Raw genomic sequence first — 18750 nt, 5'->3', positions numbered from 1 at the left:
ACATGAAAACATCAGTAGTGAATGCAACCTATTATGATGGGAAAGTGTCAAAACCCTTTGTTGCTCAAATCAGCGCAGATGGGGAACATGCTGTGATTGTGCGTTATGGTCAAGACCTAGAACAAACGCAGCATTACACCTATCAAGATATGACGCTGATTGGTGCTTTAGGGGATATTCAGCCGGTGATCGAGTTAAAGGACGATGCTCGTTTAGAGTTTCATCAGCCTTTGCCAGAGTGGTTCAATCTCGATGTAAAGTCGCGTTGGCATTCGATTTGGAAGTTAGAGCGTTCTCCCTCCTTAATCATTTTTAGTGTGATTTTCGTGGTGGCTTTTGCTTTTGTATTGATTAAATGGGGCATACCTGCGGCGTCGCATGTGGTGGCCAATCAACTGCCTGAGACAGCGTTAAAGAGTTGGGGCGATCAGGCGGAAAAATATATTATCGATATGACTGAACCCACAAAATTGCCGCAAGCACGTCAAGACAAGTTGAAGCAAGAATATCAACAATTGGTGGCTGAAAATCGTCCTGCGAAGTTGTTATTCCGCGGTGGTGCCAGCATCGGTGCAAATGCATTGGCGATACCCAATAACACCATTATCGTGACAGATGAGTTGGTTAAATTAGCGAAAAATGATTATGAGCTCATAGGTGTGCTTGCCCACGAACAGGGGCATTTAGTTCAACGCCATAGTTTGCAGCAAAGTTTGTCAGGTTTAGGCATCAGTATTATTTTGTTGATGATTACAGGGGATGGCTCAGATATTCTCACCAGTTTACCGGTTGCTGCGGTGGGTGCGAGTTACTCACGAGACTTTGAATCTGAAGCAGATTTATATGCCTTAAAACAACTTTCAAAACATCAAATTCCAACGGCACATTTTGCAAACTTCTTACAACGTATGGAAAATGAAGCTGATGGTGAAACAGCAAAAGAGAAAGGTGCAGAGGATGAAACTGCAAAAGATCAGAGATCTTGGACAGACTTCTTTGAGTCACACCCAGCGACGAAAGCCCGTATTGATGCAGTTAGAAATTATCAATCCCATCAGCATTGAGTGAAAGGCTTTGACAATATGGCGACGTAGACTACGGTTCGCGTTGCCATGTTGCACTGAGTTCTTCTTGTCCCATGCGGATCAAATGATCTAATACCACATGTTCCAATTGATCTAGATTTGTACTTGGATCTTGGGCTGAAATCACCACATCTAAAAATGCAGCTTGTGGTAAAAGACTGACCTCTGCAGAGGGCAGTTGAATCTTGAATGCAGTATTTTCTCCAATGATCTGTTCATTGACTTCAAATTTATGTTTCCAATGATTGACTAAGCGCTTAGCAACACGTGCTGCTTGGGCGGTGGTGATGTGTGTTGAGCTTTTCATAGATGCAATTTTATTGTGGAGTCGTCAGTCCTTTAACTTAGCAAAGTACATAGATACCCGTTAAGTCTAAAAATGCAACGCTGTGTTTCTATCCCAGAGATCTTTATCCATATTAATCACGGATGTTACGCAAGCAAAAAATAATTTTGCATTTTTAAAATGATATTTAAGTCAATTCGCCGGAGTCTTACATCTAGGGCTTAAATAAAGGGATTAGCCTTCGGCTGGAGGTACTCTTACGAAACGATGTTTCGCATTAGGCAAAATGAGCAGCGAAGCTTCGCAAGGAAACCATCCTGCAGAGCAATGCTCCTCACCGCAAAACTCGCTCTCTAGCGTCTATTTATTTAAAGTATTGCAAAAACATTTTTGATGAGAAGTCGTGCTGTCTCAAACAATTGCGGATGACGTTACCGCGTATCGTTTTTTTATTTGAATCAAATTTCGCGTCTGATATTACTAAGTAACATCAGTTCATCCTAGGTTTTTTTATTATAGAGATCTCAATCATCGGCATCGAAAAAACGACTAAGGGCATAGGCAGCGAATAGGGGGACAATTTGCTATAATGCGTCAATCACTCCCTTTTCAAAGCTAGGTTTTTCATGTCCAAGCCATTCTTAATCGCACCTTCAATTTTGTCAGCAGACTTTGCGCGCTTAGGTGAAGAAGTTGAAAACGTTCTAGAAGCCGGTGCAGATGTTGTTCATTTCGATGTCATGGATAATCATTATGTACCGAACTTAACTTTTGGTGCGGGCGTTTGTAAGGCATTGAAAAAATACGGCATTAAGGCGCCAATTGATGTGCATCTAATGGTTTCACCGGTAGACCGTATGATTGGTGATTTCTTGGAAGCTGGCGCAGATATCATCACTTTCCACCCAGAAGCGACTGACCACATTGACCGCTCTTTACAGTTAATCAAATCTGGCGGTGCGCAAGCGGGCTTGGTGTTTAACCCTGCGACACCTCTGCATTATTTAGACTACGTTTTAGATAAAGTTGACCAAGTCTTGTTGATGAGTGTGAACCCAGGTTTTGGTGGTCAAAAGTTCATTCCAATGACCTTGGAAAAGCTGCGTCAAGCACGAAAAATTATTGATGCTTCAGGTCGTGATATTCGCTTAGAAGTGGATGGTGGTGTTACTCCAGCCAATATTCGTGACATTGCTGAAGCCGGTGCAGACATGTTTGTTGCAGGTTCAGCGATTTTTGGTAAGCCTGATTATAAAGCTGTGATTGATGACATGCGTTCAGAGTTGGCAAAAGTGCATGCTCAAGAGGCTTAAGCCTTTGGGTATAAGTTATTCCTTGCTTGTGGATAACTATATGGATAACCGTATGGATATCTGTGTAGATAACTATATGGATAACTTGGATAAATTATAAACGATTGTACATCAATGGTTTAATAATTAGACGTATTAAGTATAAAAAGGACTCAATTGAGTCCTTTTTTTATGGGGTAAAGTGTTTGAAATGCTGTATGTTTATTAATCTATGGTAAATAATTAATCAGTTTAAAAAATAACTTTTATGTTTTAACTGGAAGATATGCGCTGATTTTTATGACAGCGCAATAAATTTAAAACTGTTGTGAATAACTGCACAATTAATTATGCTGTTAGCAACTATTGAGATACGCTGTGACTGGCAAAACACATCATCGATCGCACTAGATAGTGCTTTTAGATATTTCTGAATGTATCGTTCATGATGGATAAATCGGTCGAGCTGCATGTCATGTTGATACAAATGTCATGTGATTGCATTTGAATCGTAAATAATATCATCATGGTGTTTCATGCGGATTTCGGCTGAGCTGATCGCGTGATGTTTCTAAAGATGTGTTAATAGGGATGTGTTGTCACAGTGCATCATTGGGTTGAATTAGGATACTAAATTGTTCAATTTTTTGCGTAAGCATCTTGGCTTTGCTTGGCTCATGGCGTTTGTCATGGGGTGGAGCAGTGTGGTCAGTGCACAGCAAAATTTTCAACATCAACAAATGATGACTGCGAATGCCCATCAGGCATCAGTTCATGCAGCACATGCTGATCCTTCGCATTTAAATATGACAAATTGCCATCAAAATCAGCGGCAAGCTGCTCCTGAGCATGCAGTACATCATGGCAAGCAAGCAACACCTGAAGTCATTTTTACGATGGATTGTCATCAATCTTTAGATGCGACATCTGCACTGCAAGATGGTCAGGCGCATCATTCAACGACACAAAGTACAGACTGTCGTCAGGACTGTACACTCGCACATTGCCAAATCAGTACCTCTTATGTCGATAGCGCCTTGGTCGCATTGCAGACCTTCCATGTGCATCACTATGCAGAACCCCCTCGTTTCATTTTTGCTGGACAGCATTTAAAAGGCTTTTGGCAAGAAATTCTAAGACCTCCGCAAGCTTAACCTGAGTATTAAATACGTTTTTTCGTTATTTTATAAAGGTTAAGTCATGTCTAATTTATTTAAATCAGGCCTCGTGCTCGGGGTATGTCTGCTGTCACCAACGTGGGCGTTTGCAGCCATTAAAGAATATCATCTGAATATTGATGAAAAGACCATCAATTTGACTGGTAAAGCGGTCAAGAAAATCAGCGTCAATGGTCAGTTTCCAGCACCATTACTGGAGTTTGAAGAAGGCGATGATGCGGTCATCCATGTGCATAATCAGCTCAAAAAACAAAATACCTCGGTGCATTGGCATGGTCTATTGCTGCCCGGTTTAATGGATGGTGTACCCGGCTTTAATGGTTTCAATGAAATTCAGCCTGATGGTAGCTTTACTTACAAATTTAAAGTCCGTCAAAGCGGAACCTATTGGTATCACGCGCATTCCAAAGGCCAAGAACAAGACGGATTGTATGGCGCTTTGGTAATTTATCCGAAAGGTAAACAAGCACTTGCCGCACATGAACAGACTCAACGTGATTATGTGGTCATGTTGTCTGATTTTCATGAATCATCTAGCGCTCAGATTATGGCAAATCTGAAAAAGTCTGCTGAATACTATCAAAATCAGCGTGAAACAGTTTCAGATGTATGGACGCAAATTCAACGAACAGGTTTAAAAAACACTTGGCAAGATCGTTCGATGTGGAATCAGATGCGTATGCTGAAAACGGATTTGTCTGATGTCACGGGTTATACGTTTTTAGTAAACGGCAAAACACCACAGCAGAACTGGACGGGGATGTTTAAGCCCAATGAAAAAGTCAGACTTCGTTTTGTAAATGCTGCGGCCATGTCGTTTTTTGATGTGCGTATTCCTCAGCTCAAAATGACGGTGGTCAGTGCAGACGGTCAAGCGGTCAAGCCGGTCGCTGTAGATGAATTTCGCATTGGTGCTGCAGAAACCTATGATGTGATCGTAGAGCCTAAATCTGCGCATTATCAGATTGAAGCTGAGTCGCTTGATCGGACTGGATTTGCGATTGGCACTTTACATGATGAAACGCAGCCTCAGCACTCAGGCATTCACATGCCAAAAGCTCGGCCACGCGCTTTGCTGACCATGGAAGATATGGGCCATGGTTCAATGTCGGGTATGGACCATAGCAACATGGGACATACGGCTACAGGTTCAACCCAAACTTCAGCAAGCCAGCAAGCGAATGCTCATAAGCACAATGTGCATACTAAAAATCAATCAAAGATTCAGACGAATCAAGCACATGATCATGCTGCAATGGGGCATGACATGGACCATTCCCTAGTGACTGCACAGACTGCTTTGCAGCATCCAGACATGCATAAACAGAACATGTCTGATTCAGCACATGCCAATATGGATCATAGCGTGATGGATCATTCCTCTATGAACCACTCCTCAATGGATTCATCCATGAAACATGATATGCATACAGCGATGGATCATGCACAGTCTAAAGGAGAGATGCATGCAGTTGAAAATTCAGCAACGGTTATGGGTTGGGCCAATGCTTCAACACCTGTCGGTGATAAGGCCTTGCAATATAGTGATTTAAAAGCGTTAACCCCGCAGCCTGATACACGTGAAGCGACGCAAGATTTGGTTATTCATTTGGGTGGAACGATGGAACGCTACATGTGGACCATGAATGGCAAAAAATTCAGTGAAGCCGAACCACTGCAGGTGAAATATGGTGAGCGAATTCGATTGAAATTTGTCAATGACAGCATGATGGCGCATCCGATGCATTTACATGGCATGTTTATGCAATTGGAAAATGGGCAAATGTCTTCTGAAATGCCAAATAAACATACGGTGATTGTGCCGCCGGGGAAAACTGTCACGGCTCTGTTAACGGCCAATGAATTAGGGGAATGGGCGATTCATTGTCACTTGCTGTATCACATGTCCGCAGGGATGATGAATAAACTTGTGGTCGCAAATGTCGCGGAGAATACTAAAACAGCATCTGTGCCGAAAAAGGAGGTGTCTCATGCGCATCATTAAACCATGCACATATACAGTACTGGGTTTAGCTTTGGCATCTGTCACTCAAATGACCATGGCGCAAGATGCACATCACAGCATGCTGATGTCAGCTCAACATGAGTCACATTCCTCACATGATTCGTCGCATCAAGAGATACAAACAGCGATTGAATCGAGCCAGATGGAGCATACTGCAGAACATGCAGAACATGCAGAACATGCAGAACATGCAGAACATGCAGAACATGCAGAACATGCAGAACATGCAGAACATGCAGAACATGCAGAACATGCAGAACATGCAGAACATGCAGAACATGCAAATGCATCATCTATTGCGTCACGTGCTGCTTCTGCGCAGCATCCTGTTGATCATAAGCGTGAACATGGTGGACAGATTTATCAAGCGACTGAGATCGACAGTCGATGGCTCAATAATGCCGATGGTCGTGGAAGTTTAAAGACTGAAATTGAGAGTCGAATCGGGACCGATGAAAATAAGCTCTTCATCAAACTACATGCCGATAAAGCAGAATCTCAAGACGCTGATTATGCGGCTCAATTGATGTATAGCCGTATGATCTCCGACTTTTGGGATGCGCAAATTGGTGCGCGTTATCGGGTCGATGAACATCAAGTGACGGACAAAGAACAGTTAGATGCTGCGGTGGGTCTGCATGGTCTGGCACCGTATTTCTTTGAAACCGATACTTATTTATATCTTGGTACAGATAAACAGGTCAGTTTTTCTTTAGAAACCGAACGTGATTTTCTGCTGACGCAAAAATTGATTTTAAAACCGTATCTGAACCTAGATGTGGTGCTGAGTGATGATTCCGCCTATGCACAAAAAACAGGACTCAGTTCTGTATGGCTAGGGCTAGAAACACGCTATGAAATCAATAAAAAGCTGATGCCCTTTATCGATGTCGCTTACAGCTATGAAAAAGGCAATCAGCATACGGCATGGCAAGCTGAAACTGGAAGTGAAAAGCAATGGTGGTATGGCGCAGGTCTTCGTCTGAAGTTCTAATCGGCGAATAGACCAAATAAAGAGGGTATCATCAATAGGTTTTGGTGATGCCTTTTTTATTTCTGAATTTGTCCTTTGAACAGACATGCTATGTTTTGGCGCAAATCATCAGCACTAGAGTTTTACTCAACTGAATAACGCCCTGAATTTGGTCAAAAAATGTAAAGACTGCACTAAAATTCAGCATATTTGCTATACTGAGAAAATATTCGGAGGAACGACCTCCCTTACATCTTTGTTCAAAGCCAGTAAGAAAAATCGTCAGGACGACCTGACTCTATTAATATGGAGGAAGGCATCATGGCTTGGGTTGTTCTGGTATTCGCTGGTATTTTTGAAATCGTTTGGGCCTATTCGATGAAGCTCTCAGAAGGCTTTACAAAACTTGGCCCAAGTTTAGTCACTTTATTTTTTATGATCCTGAGCTTTGGTTTGTTGGCCTATGCCATGAAAACGTTGCCTCTGGGAACAGCTTATACCATTTGGACAGGAATCGGCGCGATTGGCTCTTTCGTCGTGGGTATTTTTATACTCGGTGAGCCTGCAACTGCCATGCGGATGTTAGCCGCAGTACTGATGATTTCGGGTCTAATCTTGATGAAATTATCTTCAAGTTAATATGTTCTAAAGCACAGAGGTAAAAGCCTTTTGTGCTTTTTTTTATGGGTAAAAATATGGCTTGGGTTTTATTAATTGTAGCGGGATTGCTTGAGGTGGTCTGGGCATATTGTATGAAAGTCTCTGAAGGCTTTAGCAAACTGACGCCAAGTATTTTGACCATTGTTTTCATGATCGCAAGTTTCGCTTTGTTGTCTTATGCAATGAAATCCTTACCGCTGGGTACAGCTTATACAGTGTGGACAGGGATTGGTGCAGTGGGATCATTTATCCTCGGCATCGTTGTATTGGGTGAGCCTGCAACTGCCATGCGGATGTTAGCCGCAGTACTGATCATTTCTGGTCTAATCTTGATGAAATTATCTTCAAGTTAATATGTTCTAAAGCACAGCGGTCATTGACCCCTGTGCTTTTTTTATGGGTAAAAATATGGCTTGGGTTTTATTAATTGTAGCGGGATTGCTTGAGGTAGTCTGGGCATATTGTATGAAAGTCTCTGAAGGCTTTAGCAAACTGACGCCAAGTATTTTGACCATTGTTTTCATGATCGCAAGTTTTGCTTTATTGTCTTATGCAATGAAATCCTTACCGCTGGGTACAGCCTATACCGTGTGGACAGGGATTGGTGCAGTGGGATCATTTATCCTCGGCATCGTTGTATTGGCTGAGCCCGCAAATGCCATGCGCATGCTAGCTGCGGTACTGATTATTTCAGGACTAGTCTTGATGAAATTATCGTCCTCCTGAATAATGAAGTGCTGCGATTTTGAGCTTGGAGTATCTCATGCAACTTTCTTATCAGTTTTTAAATTCGCCCGTTGGACAATTAAAACTTGTTGCACATGAAACCGCATTGGTGGCTGTGCTTTGGGAAAATGAAAATACTAATCGTGTAGGATTGGCGGCTTTGGTTGAAGATCTGCAACACCCGATTTTGCTCAAAACCGCACAGCAATTAAATGAATATTTTGCGGGTAAAAGACAGCAATTTGACTTGCCACTAGACTTTGAGGGTACTGCATTTCAGCAACAAGTTTGGCAAGCTCTACTGACGATTCCTTTTGGAGAAACTCGCAGTTATAAACAAATTGCAGAGCAGATCGGCAATGTCAAAGCCGTACGTGCTGTGGGTGCAGCCAATGGTAAAAATCCAATTTCAATTATTGCACCCTGTCATCGTGTCGTGGGCGCAAATGGAAAATTAGTGGGTTTTGCGGGTGGTCTAGAAAATAAAGAAATATTGTTAAAAATTGAGAAATTACAATAAAATAGAAAATATACTTATTTAAAATAATGAATCAAATCAATGAATATTTCTCAAATTTTTGCACCGCTCATTTCGACGTTTTGGTGGCTAATTCCATTGTTACTGATTGTGGGGGCAATCAAAGCATTTAAACCATATTTAAAGGGGAAAATGGGGGGAGTTTGCTGTCGCCGTTCATGTCAAACTTTATTTGAAAGACCATTATATATTGTTAAATGACTTGACCTTACCGGATGGTGAGGGAGCTACCACTCAAATTGATCATCTTCTGTTAAGCCCTTTTGGTGTGTTTGTGATTGAAACTAAAAACTATAAGGGCTGGATTTTTGGGAGCGAGAGACAAAAACAATGGACGCAAAAGATTTATAAAAAAGTTTTAAATTTCAAAATCCAATTCACCAAAATTATAAACATATGAAAGTGTTAGAACAGGTGTTGAGCGATATTGTGGATAAAGACAATATGCATTCTGTGATTGTTTTTATGCCTGAAGCAGTGTTTAAAACAGAGATGCCGTCGAATGTTTTTCGGGGTACAGCTTGGGTGGACTATGTTCAAACCTTTCAGCAACCCGTGGTCTCTGAAATGAAACTTAAACGAATACAGTTGCGTTTAGAAAAAGAAATTTTAGAAAAATCGTGGAAAACAAATCGACAGCACGTTGAAGATTTAAATCAACGGCATAATTCATAAACTTCCTGTATGCTGTGGATTGTGAACAGTATCTGAATGATAAAAATAGACGGACAATAACAATGAACGACACGCTTCAACACCTTTATGAATCGACTTTAGATCATCCTGAGCAATACCAAGACTTTTATCAGCAACTTTTATCCAGCCAAGTGTATTGTTTGGGTGAGCGTGATGCTGAGCAGCATTTACATTTTCAATTGATGGAAACGGAGCAAGGCGAGCAAGCCATTCCATTTTTTCTGAGTCTTGAGATGCTACAACAGGATGTTGGTGCAGATGCAGAGTTTGTCATGATCAGTGCTGAAAAATTATTTGCGATTACCAAAGGCGCAAGCTTGGTGATGAACCCGACTTCGGAACATCCTAAAGAGTTCTTGGCAGATGAGATCGACGCAATTTTAGAGTTTGCCAAACAACAAAGCCTTTGAACACTGTAGGTGTAATCAAAGGCTCTGCGGCTACGCTTAGATAGGTGTTTTCACACTTTTTCATTTTCATATTGGGCGATGTGCTTTAAAACTTACATACCGGCTTTGAGTTTTTGCACGATTTCATCAAGTGGTTTGACACGTTTTACTTCATCCCAAAGGAGTTTGGCTTCTGGATAGTGCTTCGACATCATGCCGAGCCATTGTTTATAACGACCGACCATATTCATTTCTTTTTTATACGAGCCATTTAAGAAACGAATTTGTAATCCAAGTAGTTCATGCCATGTAATCAGCGGTTCATCGGTATTACGACGGATACACTGTGTAATGTCAGGAGTGGTCACCGCAGCACGACCAATCATTAGGTCTTCACAACCGGATTCGAGTTGGCACTGTTTGGCATCGGCATTATTCCAAATTTCACCGTTGGCAATCACATTGATTTTCAATGCTTCACGAATGGGTTGCAACTGATCCCAAAAGGCAGGCGGGGTATAACCATCGGCTTTAGTCCGCGCATGGACTGTAACCCATGCAGCTCCGGCATCTTCGATGGCATGCGCATTTTCCATAGTGAAGTTACGGTCCATATAGCCCAAACGCATTTTTGCCGATACAGGAATATGACTCGGAACAGCATCACGCACAGCTTTGACTAACTCATACACCACTTCAGGCTCATCTAGCAGAACTGAACCACCACGGTGGCGGTTGACGGTTTTTGCAGGGCAACCAAAGTTCATATCAATCGCAGGGGCACCAAGTTCTACCGCGCGTACAGCATTTGCCGCGAGCATAATGGGATTGTTACCTAAGAACTGTACATGAACCGGTGTTCCTGCTGCAGTTTTGCCTTCATTGTTTAGTTCAGGACAATAGCTATGATAAATATGATCGGGCAGGACAGAGTCCGTGACACGGATAAACTCGGTTACACACCAGTCAAAACTCCCCACATGCGTCAACACATCTCGCATAATTGGGTCGGTTAAGCCTTCCATCGGCGCAAGAACAAGTTTCACGGTCACACAGCCAAAAATTGAAAAACGGAGTTATACGTGGTTTTGAAAGGGATGTCTAGGTTTTGTGCTTATGGTGACGCGGAACACGAAATGACAAGATTTTATGTAACTATTTGGTGAAATTAGGACCAAAGTCGTAAAGTATTGACTGACATAAAACTTTAACAATAAAATGAGTAAATACATATGGATAGTAATAATAAGAAGATGGCTTGTACTGTTGTTTTTTAATGGAATCAACAACATATACTGTGCTTGAATCTTTTAAGATTTCATGTATGATGGCTGCAACTAGAAAAAAAGTATTGTTTCGTAAATTTTCTTTAAGTATCGCAGTGTTAGTCATAATCCTTCGTTTTTTACAGAAATGAAGTTCAATTCTTTATTATTTTCCAAGTTATAGTCAGTCATCATCCAATGGCTAAATCAACAAATTAATAGGTATTATTATGTCTAATACAGTTACTGGTACAGTTAAATGGTTCAACGAAACTAAAGGTTTCGGTTTTATTGCACAAGACAACGGTCCTGACGTTTTTGCTCACTTTAGCGAAATCACTGGTTCTGGCTTCAAAACTTTGCAAGAAGGCCAAAAGGTTTCTTTCAGCATCGCTCAAGGTCAAAAAGGCCCGAATGCTGTAAACATCGTTGCTCTATAATTTAGACGTAATGAAAAAAAAGCGCTGTATAGCGCTTTTTTTATGCCAGTTATTTCTGTGTGAATAATCAAGCTATAATAAAGAGAGCCTTAGCTCCCTTCTTAATAAAACTTAAAATCGTTTCATCGTCGACTTAGCGGCCCAAAACCATTTCTAAAATAAACTTAGAACCAATAAAGCCGACTGCCAAGAGACAAAAACCAATGATGGTAAAGCGAATGGCTTTTTGACCACGCCAGCCGAATCGATAATGCCCAATGAGCAAGGCACCATAGACGAACCATGAAATGATGCTAAAGGCAGTTTTATGCGCCAAATGCTGTGCAAAGAAGTTATCGATGGTGAAGAAACCAAACCCAAGCGCCACGGTCAGTAGTGCAAATCCAGCAATCAATAAATCAAATAGCAAAGATTCCATGGCTTGAAAGGGTGGAAGCAGGCTCACCCATACACGTTTTTTCTGCTTGTTTTTCAGTTCACGGTCTTGTAAACGCAAAATAACCGCTTGAATAGTTGCCATCAGCAGGACGGCATACGCGGAAAGCGACAAAATAATATGGATATCTAAACCCAGTGAATGTTGCTCTATAAATTGATTTTGTCGACTAAATGCGAAGCCCAAAATCAACCCTGTCGCTGCCACAGGAATGCCCAACAGGTTCATTGCAAGCACAGGTCGATAGGTACTAAATAACACACTGAGTAATAGCATGAGACCTGAAGTAAAAGACATCAGGTTGAACACGTCATAGTTGACACCCATAGGTGTCAACATGTCGTTATATAAAACACCTGCATGCAATAACATGCCTAAACCAAGTACAACACCAATAAACCAATGGTTCGGCGCACGTTTAGACATTAAATGGCTGAATAAATACCAAAAAGACGTGGTATAAGCGATTAATGCTAGGATCGTGTAAACCAAGGGGAGACTGATCATGTCAAACCTTTTTCAGGATGTTGAATATTCATTTATATAAATTCTGCAAGAACTAAAGTATCCTATAGCATTCTATGCATAAATTTTCTATTTTAAGAAACAATTTTTTGCTCATGGCTATTTTAAGCGGATTTTGCAATGTTTGATACCTTAACAGAACGACTCACGCAGAGTTTAAGAAATGTTACTGGCTCAGGGCAGCTAACCGAAGACAATATTAAAGATACGTTACGCGAAGTACGTATGGCACTTCTTGAAGCCGATGTTGCGTTACCTGTAACTCGTGAATTCATCGCGAAAGTTAAGGAAGAAGCATTGGGCCAAGAAGTGATGACTCAGTTATCACCGGGGCAGGCTTTCGTCAAAATCGTTCATGACGAATTGACCAAAATGATGGGTGAGGCGAATGAAAGCCTAGACCTAGCGGCAAAACCACCAGTTGTTGTGCTTCTTGCAGGTTTACAAGGTGCGGGTAAAACAACCACTGCGGCAAAACTTGCACGTTTCTTACAAGAACGTCAAAAGAAAAAAGTAGCAATGGTGTCTGCCGACGTTTATCGTCCAGCAGCGATTAAACAGCTACAAACAGTTGCGGGTGAAGTTGGCGCGATTTTCTTTGAATCTAGCGCAGACGAAAAACCGATTACCATCGCAAATCGTGCGATTGAGCAAGCAAAAATTCAATTTGCTGATGTCTTGATTGTCGATACAGCAGGTCGTTTACATGTAGACGACGAAATGATGGATGAAATTAAAGAGCTACATGCAGCAATTAAGCCGACTGAAACATTGTTCGTGGTTGATGCCATGACCGGTCAGGATGCGGCGAATACGGCAAAAGCCTTTAATGATGCCTTGCCGTTGACGGGTGTGATCCTGACAAAAACGGATGGTGATGCACGTGGTGGTGCGGCACTTTCTGTTCGTGCCATTACTGGCAAGCCAATCAAATTCTTGGGTATGGGTGAAAAACTCGATGCCCTAGAGCCATTCCATCCTGAACGTATCGCACAGCGTATTTTGGGTATGGGTGACGTACTTTCTTTGGTCGAAGAAGTTGAACGTAAAATCGACAAAGAAAAAGCCGAAAAAATGGCGAAAAAACTGCAAAAAGGCGGTAGCTTCAACTTTGAAGATATGCTGATGCAGTTTGAACAAATGAACAAAATGGGCGGCATGATGGGCTTCCTGGATAAACTTCCAGGCATGAGCAACTCAGGGATTCAAGATGCGATTGCACAAGCAAATCCTGAAAAGCAAGTGAAGAAAATGGAAGCGATTATTCAATCGATGACCATTAAAGAACGTCGTAACCCAGACTTGATGAATCCAAGCCGTAAAAAACGTATTGCAGCAGGTTGTGGTATGGATGTTGCGGAAGTGAATAAACTCATCAAGCAACATGCGCAAATGGCGAAAATGATGAAGAAATTTGCCAACCCAACGGGTATGGCAAAAATGATGAAATCATTGGGCAATATGCAAAAACAATTTGGCGGCGGTGGCATGGGTCCATTGTTCGGCAGTAAAGATCCGAAGTAATTTGGACTTAAAAAAGGCGCATTTAGCGCCTTTTTTTATGGCTGTAATTTGATAAGACCGCATTCAAACAATTGCTACGAGAATTATAAGTAAGCACTGGATGAAGGAATTTGTATACGAACTGATAAATACCAATTGAGCTAAATCATTACAAGAACATGCGAAATTGACATTGAGACCGTGTAGATGACAGGTCTAAAACAGAGGTGAAAGTTTGCTGAACTGCAAATTGAAAGCTTTACCCATAATAAGCATCAAATCATGAATACACCGCATACGCCAGAAAGCCAAAACATCTATCTGATTCATGCTCATCAGGCTTCCCCTAATGAGTATTAGTTTCCTTATTGAGACAAAAGCAGCAAGGGGTAGGACATTATTCTTGGCGCATTGATATGGCAAATGCAGTACAACCAGATTTTGACGAATGTTAGAAATTTATTTTCCTGCAAATGCCTAAGCTCGATGAAAATAAAATTATTATTGCGCACAGTTTGGGTTGTCTGACAGCGCTGCAATGTTTGACAGCACATTTCAGCCAGCGGTAAGGCAAGATTTGAGCGGGCATTTTTATTTCTGGATTTGTGTATTCCTTTAATTTTTTTCTGAATTAGGCAGCTTTATTTTAAAATGCAAATTGAACCGTCATATGCTGCATCAGCATTTGCCATTGGCCGTGCGCATGCTATCCAGTAATGATCCTTTTGTTCCGCCACTGTTCACGCTGAAGTTATCAATAGTGATCCAAAGGTAGAACACTGAAGGGAAAATACAGGACTTTTACGGCTTCATAATGTTTCCAGAATTGCTGGATATTTTGAATCAGCTCATGAAAGTGTTCTAGCAAATAGTCAAGTTTTGCAAAAATTCACAATTGTTTACCCTCAATCTCTAATTTTTATTTCAGACTGAATTCAAAAAGAGGAATGGAGCATGAAATGGCGCAAGTAATTGTGGTGCATGGCTATACCGCGAGCCCTGAAGAGAATTGGTTTCCGTGGATCGCGCAAAAGGCAAAAAAAGCGGGCGTCAGCCTCAAGGTGCTTCGGCTTGATCCATCAGAAACACCCGTCTTAAATGTGTGGATGAAGCAAATGGATGCGCAGATTGACGCATTAAATGAAAACTCTATATTAATTGCCCATAGTTTGGGATGTATCGCTGCACTGCATTATCTGTCGCAAAAACTGCAGCATCAGAACATAAAAGCTCTTGTGCTTGCGGCCGGTTTTAATGGCCGCTTGGGACGTCTAGAGCAGGTGAATCCTTTTATTGATGCAGCTAAAATAGATTTTGACTTGCTAAAACAGCAGGTTGAGCATCGGGTAGTGATCTATTCAAAAGGCGATGAGCGAGTGCAACCCGAATTCAGCTTGGCTCAGGCAAAAAGCCTAGATGCACAGGTGATTGAAGCGCGTCATCAGGGGCATTTTATTGACTCTGAAGGCTGTACCGAATTGCCCGAAGTCTGGGATGCTGTGGAGCCGTATTTGATCCGGGCTTAATCTACGGTTGTTGGCCAATATAGCTTTGCAGGCCTTTTAAAAGCAGATCATTATGGACTTCAGGCGTAAAGCGCTGCAGGTATTTGGCAAATAGCGCAGCATCGCCCCCAGTTAAAATTAAGCGACTGGGATATTTATCAAGCACCTTTTCAATGGTGCTGACCAAACTGAGCAATATGCCATGATGAACAGCGTCGATGGTATTTTTACCAGGAGACAGCTCGTCAAAGATGGCATCTGGAATTTTAATGCCTTTGGTGTTTTGGATGAGCGAATCACGTTGCAAATATAAATTTGGCAAAATATAGCCACCTAAATGTTGTAATCCATCCGTTAAGTCAATGGTGAGTGCTGTTCCACAGCTAATCACACAGTATTTTTGTGTAGGGTCTTTGACCACAGCCAGCATTTGCAGCCAACGGTCGATCCCGAATTTACTGGTATCTTCGTAGGCACAGCGCAAGCCCGCATATTCGGCATGAACTTTGGCAATGGTGACAGGAATGGCTAAAAATTTAAGAATTTTTTGAATCCGATCATTATTTTTCTTGTCGAGTACCGAGGAAATCCCGACCTGATCTAAGTCCAAACTTTTAAAGTGCTGGATTAAACCGAGTAGGAGTTCGGCAGGCGACTGTAAATGCAGTTCCGCAGCATGTTCTATGATTTGATCGTGTTCAGTAATCCAGTATTTCAGCCGAGTATTACCGACATCGAGCCATAATTTTTTCATCAGTAGGCCTTTGCAATCCTGTTTATGATTGATCTGCTAAACGTAAGCGACCTTGGAAATGATTTTCTAAGCGCTGCGAAGTTTGGATGTTGATCGAACCATCATTTTCAATACCGAGAAAGAGACCTTGGCTTTTGCCTTGTAGGTGTTCAAGCTCAACAGGCTGTTGCATAAATGCAGCATAATGGTTGAATCGTGCAGCGAGGTTATAGCAGTTATGATCGAACCATTCACCTGCAAGTTGAATCGCGGCATACAGTTCAGCAATTAACTGCAAACGGTTTGGTGAGGGAAGTCCGAGTTCAGATAACGAGGTTGCGCGCTGCTCAATTCCTGCGGATGGAATCGGAAATAAGTTCATCCCAACGCCGACGATCGCTTGATGTGGCGAAATTGGTTCAATCAAAATCCCGCCCCATTTGCCTTGTGGGCTATACAGGTCATTGGGCCATTTCACTTGTAATGCGAGATTTTGCAAACTTGGCATTTGCAAGATATTTAAGGCAATTTCGAGTGCAAGCCGTCCATCTATCGCTGTCTGTAAATTCAGCAATGTGCTTAAATAGATATTACCAACGGGTGAGACCCATTGATGATCGCGTTGCCCACGGCCCTGAGTCTGTTGTTCACTGCATACCAAAACATGTTGAATGCCTTTTTTTGCAATCTCACGGACATCGTCATTGGTCGATGTAGTAATGGGCTTCAGTAATAAAACTTCAGGCGGTTGAGGTACTGTGCTCAGCAATTGCTGTAAGTGTCTGGTCTCTAAATCCATTTGAATCTGAGAGTTGTGGAATAATATTGATGGAGTTAATCATATATTTACTGATTGGTGCAATCGCTGGTTTTGCTGCGGGGCTATTTGGTGTTGGCGGTGGCCTGATTATTGTGCCGATTTTATTCATCGTCTTTACCCAACTTCAGTATGACCCCAGTGTGATTATGCACATGGCGGTGGGCACCTCTTTGGCCACGATTATTGTGACCTCACTCAGTTCGGTTTCGGCTCATCATAAAAAAGGTGCAGTGCTGTGGAATGTCTTTCGGAATTTGGCACCGGGTTTGGTGATCGGTTCATTTCTCGGTGCAGGCATTGCAGATTATTTATCAGGGCAGGGTTTGCAACTGTTAATTGGCTTTTTTGCGGTCTGGGTGGCCTTTAAAATGTTTCGAGGTGCAGCAACACCTGTCGATCCGAATAAACATTTACCCTCACAAGCCATGCAAATGGCAGCAGGCGGCGGCATTGGGATTGCTTCTGCGATCTTCGGTATTGGTGGTGGTAGCTTAACCGTCCCGTATTTGAATAAAAACGGCGTCATTATGCAAAAAGCAGTCGCGACATCTGCTGCATGTGGTTTACCAATTGCGATTGCTGGGGCACTCGGCTTTATGTGGTTTGGTCATCAATCCGATATCGTGGTTCCCAATACCATTGGTTATATCCATATTTATGCATTTATCGGGATTAGTGTCATGAGCTTCATCACTGCGAAATTGGGTGCGAAAGTGGCTCATATGTTGTCGCCATTTATGCTAAAGCGTTGTTTTGCATGTTTATTAACAACAGTCGGCTGCTATTTTATTTACCAAGGTATGCAAGCCTTTGGCGCATGATTGTCCGTTTTGACTGAAAAAATTGGCTTTGTTGACACAAGATTGTCAGACAATGTCATGTTCAATTAGGTTGCTTATCGTTTCTAATGCAAATAGATTGAGTGTAAATCTGAACATTGCATCTTATAAAAAAAAGATAGGAACAGTATGCAACAACAAGAAGCGGACAGTTTGTCAGAACAAATTGCCAAACACATCGGTGAACAAATCATTCGCGGTGAGTTGGTCGAAGGCGAGCGTATTCAGGAACTTAGAATTGCGGCCGAATTGGATGTGAGCCGTGGCTCTGTTCGTGAAGCTTTATTGATTTTAGAACGGACCCAGCTCATTGAAATCTACCCACGCCGTGGCGCCTTAGTCTCTGAAATGTCGGCTTTACAAGTGCGTTCATTATTTGATATTGCAGCATTATTGTTGGGTCAAATTGTGCATCGTATGGCGGAAACGTGGCGCAGCCATGAAGCTGAACGTATTCAGTTATTACTTGAACAATTAGACGTGGAAACTCGCCAAGGCAATACTGAAAAGTTTTATGATCTGATTTTTCAGGGCATGGCTCGTCAGCATGAAATGGTGGGAAATACCTACCTGATGCGTTATTACCAAGAATTGTTGCCATCACTCAGACGTAGTTATTTCCTGACACTGAATATTTCACGACGTGAACTACAAGAATCTTTTGATTTGTTTAAATTAGTGACTGATGCAGTTTTAATCAGAAAATCACATCAAGCCACTTTATTTATGGAAGATTTTTGTCGACACTTACGCAACCTTGTGTTGGAATCACTAACACGGATGAAACAAATCGAATTAGCGTGGGCGAGACGTTCACGCCGCTGATCAGGACATT

Annotated in this window: 20 protein-coding genes and 1 pseudogene; 16 read left to right on the top strand and 5 right to left on the bottom strand. The window is 41.9% G+C overall.

The genetic code is table 11. The features are described from left to right. The first annotated feature begins 2 nt into the window (after positions 1-2). Positions 3-1064 carry a M48 family metallopeptidase gene (locus FTU62_RS15085; protein WP_180103093.1) on the top strand — a complete coding sequence of 354 codons (1062 nt, stop codon included), beginning with the start codon at positions 3-5 and terminating at the stop codon, positions 1062-1064. A 31-nt stretch (positions 1065-1095) separates the two neighbouring features. Here the strand turns inward: FTU62_RS15085 and FTU62_RS15080 are convergent, their stop codons facing one another. Next, positions 1096-1392 carry a DUF2218 domain-containing protein gene (locus tag FTU62_RS15080; protein ID WP_111884782.1) on the bottom strand — a complete coding sequence of 99 codons (297 nt, stop codon included), beginning with the start codon at positions 1390-1392 and terminating at the stop codon, positions 1096-1098. Between the two features lie 605 nt (positions 1393-1997). On the opposite strand from FTU62_RS15080, the gene rpe reads away from it, so the two are divergent. From rpe to FTU62_RS15030, 10 genes and pseudogenes are all read left to right on the top strand, one after another. Next, positions 1998-2684 (top strand): ribulose-phosphate 3-epimerase, encoded by a 687-nt coding sequence (rpe, locus tag FTU62_RS15075; RefSeq protein ID WP_078192356.1) that lies wholly within the window; start codon positions 1998-2000, stop codon positions 2682-2684. A 614-nt stretch (positions 2685-3298) separates the two neighbouring features. Then, positions 3299-3817, top strand: a complete 519-nt coding sequence (locus FTU62_RS15070) for a hypothetical protein (RefSeq protein ID WP_180103092.1) — start codon at positions 3299-3301, stop codon at positions 3815-3817. A 46-nt stretch (positions 3818-3863) separates the two neighbouring features. Further along, positions 3864-5846 carry a multicopper oxidase domain-containing protein gene (locus tag FTU62_RS15065; protein WP_180103091.1) on the top strand — a complete coding sequence of 661 codons (1983 nt, stop codon included), beginning with the start codon at positions 3864-3866 and terminating at the stop codon, positions 5844-5846. After that, the gene (locus tag FTU62_RS15060; RefSeq protein ID WP_180103090.1) at positions 5833-6861 is read left to right on the top strand and encodes a copper resistance protein B; all 1029 of its coding nucleotides are present in this window, start codon (positions 5833-5835) and stop codon (positions 6859-6861) included. Before FTU62_RS15065 ends, FTU62_RS15060 begins: the two co-directional genes overlap by 14 nt. A 300-nt stretch (positions 6862-7161) precedes the next feature. Then, entirely contained in the window at positions 7162-7479 is a 318-nt protein-coding gene (locus tag FTU62_RS15055) for a multidrug efflux SMR transporter (protein ID WP_180103089.1), read from the top strand. Positions 7480-7535: 56 nt separating this feature from the next. Continuing rightward, complete coding sequence (gene sugE / locus FTU62_RS15050) at positions 7536-7853, top strand: quaternary ammonium compound efflux SMR transporter SugE (RefSeq protein WP_180103088.1); 318 nt, start codon at positions 7536-7538, stop codon at positions 7851-7853. A gap of 55 nt (positions 7854-7908) precedes the next feature. Further along, positions 7909-8226 carry a quaternary ammonium compound efflux SMR transporter SugE gene (gene sugE / locus FTU62_RS15045; protein WP_180103087.1) on the top strand — a complete coding sequence of 106 codons (318 nt, stop codon included), beginning with the start codon at positions 7909-7911 and terminating at the stop codon, positions 8224-8226. Between the two features lie 37 nt (positions 8227-8263). Then, the gene (locus tag FTU62_RS15040) at positions 8264-8746 is read left to right on the top strand and encodes a methylated-DNA--[protein]-cysteine S-methyltransferase (RefSeq protein ID WP_180103086.1); all 483 of its coding nucleotides are present in this window, start codon (positions 8264-8266) and stop codon (positions 8744-8746) included. Positions 8747-8785: 39 nt separating this feature from the next. After that, positions 8786-9439 (top strand): annotated as a pseudogene (locus FTU62_RS15035) (NERD domain-containing protein). A 62-nt stretch (positions 9440-9501) separates the two neighbouring features. Next, entirely contained in the window at positions 9502-9870 is a 369-nt protein-coding gene (locus FTU62_RS15030) for an SseB family protein (protein ID WP_180034571.1), read from the top strand. Between the two features lie 92 nt (positions 9871-9962). On the opposite strand, the gene FTU62_RS15025 is transcribed toward FTU62_RS15030, so the two are convergent. Further along, positions 9963-10895, bottom strand: coding sequence for a tRNA-dihydrouridine synthase (locus FTU62_RS15025; RefSeq protein WP_180103085.1), 933 nt, complete (start codon positions 10893-10895; stop codon positions 9963-9965). Between the two features lie 449 nt (positions 10896-11344). Here FTU62_RS15025 and FTU62_RS15020 point away from each other — a divergent pair, with 449 nt between their 5' ends. Next, positions 11345-11554: a cold-shock protein gene (locus FTU62_RS15020; protein ID WP_067761877.1), complete on the top strand. Its 210-nt coding sequence runs from the start codon at positions 11345-11347 to the stop codon at positions 11552-11554. Between the two features lie 133 nt (positions 11555-11687). On the opposite strand, the gene FTU62_RS15015 is transcribed toward FTU62_RS15020, so the two are convergent. Next, positions 11688-12497, bottom strand: coding sequence for an inner membrane protein YpjD (locus tag FTU62_RS15015; protein ID WP_180103084.1), 810 nt, complete (start codon positions 12495-12497; stop codon positions 11688-11690). Between the two features lie 138 nt (positions 12498-12635). Between FTU62_RS15015 and ffh the strand changes: the two genes are divergently transcribed. Together ffh and FTU62_RS15000 are read left to right on the top strand one after the other, a co-directional pair. Continuing rightward, entirely contained in the window at positions 12636-14039 is a 1404-nt protein-coding gene (gene ffh, locus FTU62_RS15010; RefSeq protein ID WP_078191163.1) for a signal recognition particle protein, read from the top strand. 938 nt (positions 14040-14977) lie between these two features. Beyond that, the gene (locus tag FTU62_RS15000) at positions 14978-15544 is read left to right on the top strand and encodes an alpha/beta hydrolase (RefSeq protein ID WP_111884791.1); all 567 of its coding nucleotides are present in this window, start codon (positions 14978-14980) and stop codon (positions 15542-15544) included. A 1-nt stretch (position 15545) separates the two neighbouring features. Here the strand turns inward: FTU62_RS15000 and FTU62_RS14995 are convergent, their stop codons facing one another. Together FTU62_RS14995 and FTU62_RS14990 are read right to left on the bottom strand one after the other, a co-directional pair. Continuing rightward, complete coding sequence (locus tag FTU62_RS14995; RefSeq protein ID WP_180103082.1) at positions 15546-16277, bottom strand: type III pantothenate kinase; 732 nt, start codon at positions 16275-16277, stop codon at positions 15546-15548. A gap of 22 nt (positions 16278-16299) precedes the next feature. Further along, positions 16300-17055, bottom strand: a complete 756-nt coding sequence (locus FTU62_RS14990) for a biotin--[acetyl-CoA-carboxylase] ligase (protein WP_180063933.1) — start codon at positions 17053-17055, stop codon at positions 16300-16302. Positions 17056-17084: 29 nt separating this feature from the next. On the opposite strand from FTU62_RS14990, the gene FTU62_RS14985 reads away from it, so the two are divergent. Continuing rightward, positions 17085-17897 (top strand): sulfite exporter TauE/SafE family protein, encoded by an 813-nt coding sequence (locus FTU62_RS14985; RefSeq protein ID WP_180103081.1) that lies wholly within the window; start codon positions 17085-17087, stop codon positions 17895-17897. 147 nt (positions 17898-18044) lie between these two features. After that, a complete protein-coding gene (locus FTU62_RS14980) occupies positions 18045-18740 on the top strand; it encodes a GntR family transcriptional regulator (protein WP_078191157.1) in 696 nt (231 codons plus the stop codon). Positions 18741-18750 lie beyond the last annotated feature (10 nt).

It is taken from the genome of Acinetobacter sp. YH12126, assembly GCF_013418745.1.
Taxonomy (GTDB): Bacteria; Pseudomonadota; Gammaproteobacteria; order Pseudomonadales; family Moraxellaceae; genus Acinetobacter; species Acinetobacter amyesii.
The sequence above is the reverse complement of the archived record's forward strand: the minus strand, read 5'-3'. Positions and strand labels throughout refer to the sequence as shown.

Coding starts and splice junctions, on each gene's coding strand:
- FTU62_RS15085 (WP_180103093.1), top strand. CDS start 3: ATGAAAACATCAGTAGTGAATGCAACCTATTATGATGGGAAAGTGTCA.
- FTU62_RS15080 (WP_111884782.1), bottom strand. CDS start 1,392: ATGAAAAGCTCAACACACATCACCACCGCCCAAGCAGCACGTGTTGCT.
- rpe (WP_078192356.1), top strand. CDS start 1,998: ATGTCCAAGCCATTCTTAATCGCACCTTCAATTTTGTCAGCAGACTTT.
- FTU62_RS15065 (WP_180103091.1), top strand. CDS start 3,864: ATGTCTAATTTATTTAAATCAGGCCTCGTGCTCGGGGTATGTCTGCTG.
- FTU62_RS15060 (WP_180103090.1), top strand. CDS start 5,833: ATGCGCATCATTAAACCATGCACATATACAGTACTGGGTTTAGCTTTG.
- FTU62_RS15055 (WP_180103089.1), top strand. CDS start 7,162: ATGGCTTGGGTTGTTCTGGTATTCGCTGGTATTTTTGAAATCGTTTGG.
- sugE (WP_180103088.1), top strand. CDS start 7,536: ATGGCTTGGGTTTTATTAATTGTAGCGGGATTGCTTGAGGTGGTCTGG.
- sugE (WP_180103087.1), top strand. CDS start 7,909: ATGGCTTGGGTTTTATTAATTGTAGCGGGATTGCTTGAGGTAGTCTGG.
- FTU62_RS15040 (WP_180103086.1), top strand. CDS start 8,264: ATGCAACTTTCTTATCAGTTTTTAAATTCGCCCGTTGGACAATTAAAA.
- FTU62_RS15030 (WP_180034571.1), top strand. CDS start 9,502: ATGAACGACACGCTTCAACACCTTTATGAATCGACTTTAGATCATCCT.
- FTU62_RS15020 (WP_067761877.1), top strand. CDS start 11,345: ATGTCTAATACAGTTACTGGTACAGTTAAATGGTTCAACGAAACTAAA.
- FTU62_RS15015 (WP_180103084.1), bottom strand. CDS start 12,497: ATGATCAGTCTCCCCTTGGTTTACACGATCCTAGCATTAATCGCTTAT.
- ffh (WP_078191163.1), top strand. CDS start 12,636: ATGTTTGATACCTTAACAGAACGACTCACGCAGAGTTTAAGAAATGTT.
- FTU62_RS15000 (WP_111884791.1), top strand. CDS start 14,978: ATGGCGCAAGTAATTGTGGTGCATGGCTATACCGCGAGCCCTGAAGAG.
- FTU62_RS14995 (WP_180103082.1), bottom strand. CDS start 16,277: ATGAAAAAATTATGGCTCGATGTCGGTAATACTCGGCTGAAATACTGG.
- FTU62_RS14990 (WP_180063933.1), bottom strand. CDS start 17,055: ATGGATTTAGAGACCAGACACTTACAGCAATTGCTGAGCACAGTACCT.
- FTU62_RS14985 (WP_180103081.1), top strand. CDS start 17,085: ATGGAGTTAATCATATATTTACTGATTGGTGCAATCGCTGGTTTTGCT.
- FTU62_RS14980 (WP_078191157.1), top strand. CDS start 18,045: ATGCAACAACAAGAAGCGGACAGTTTGTCAGAACAAATTGCCAAACAC.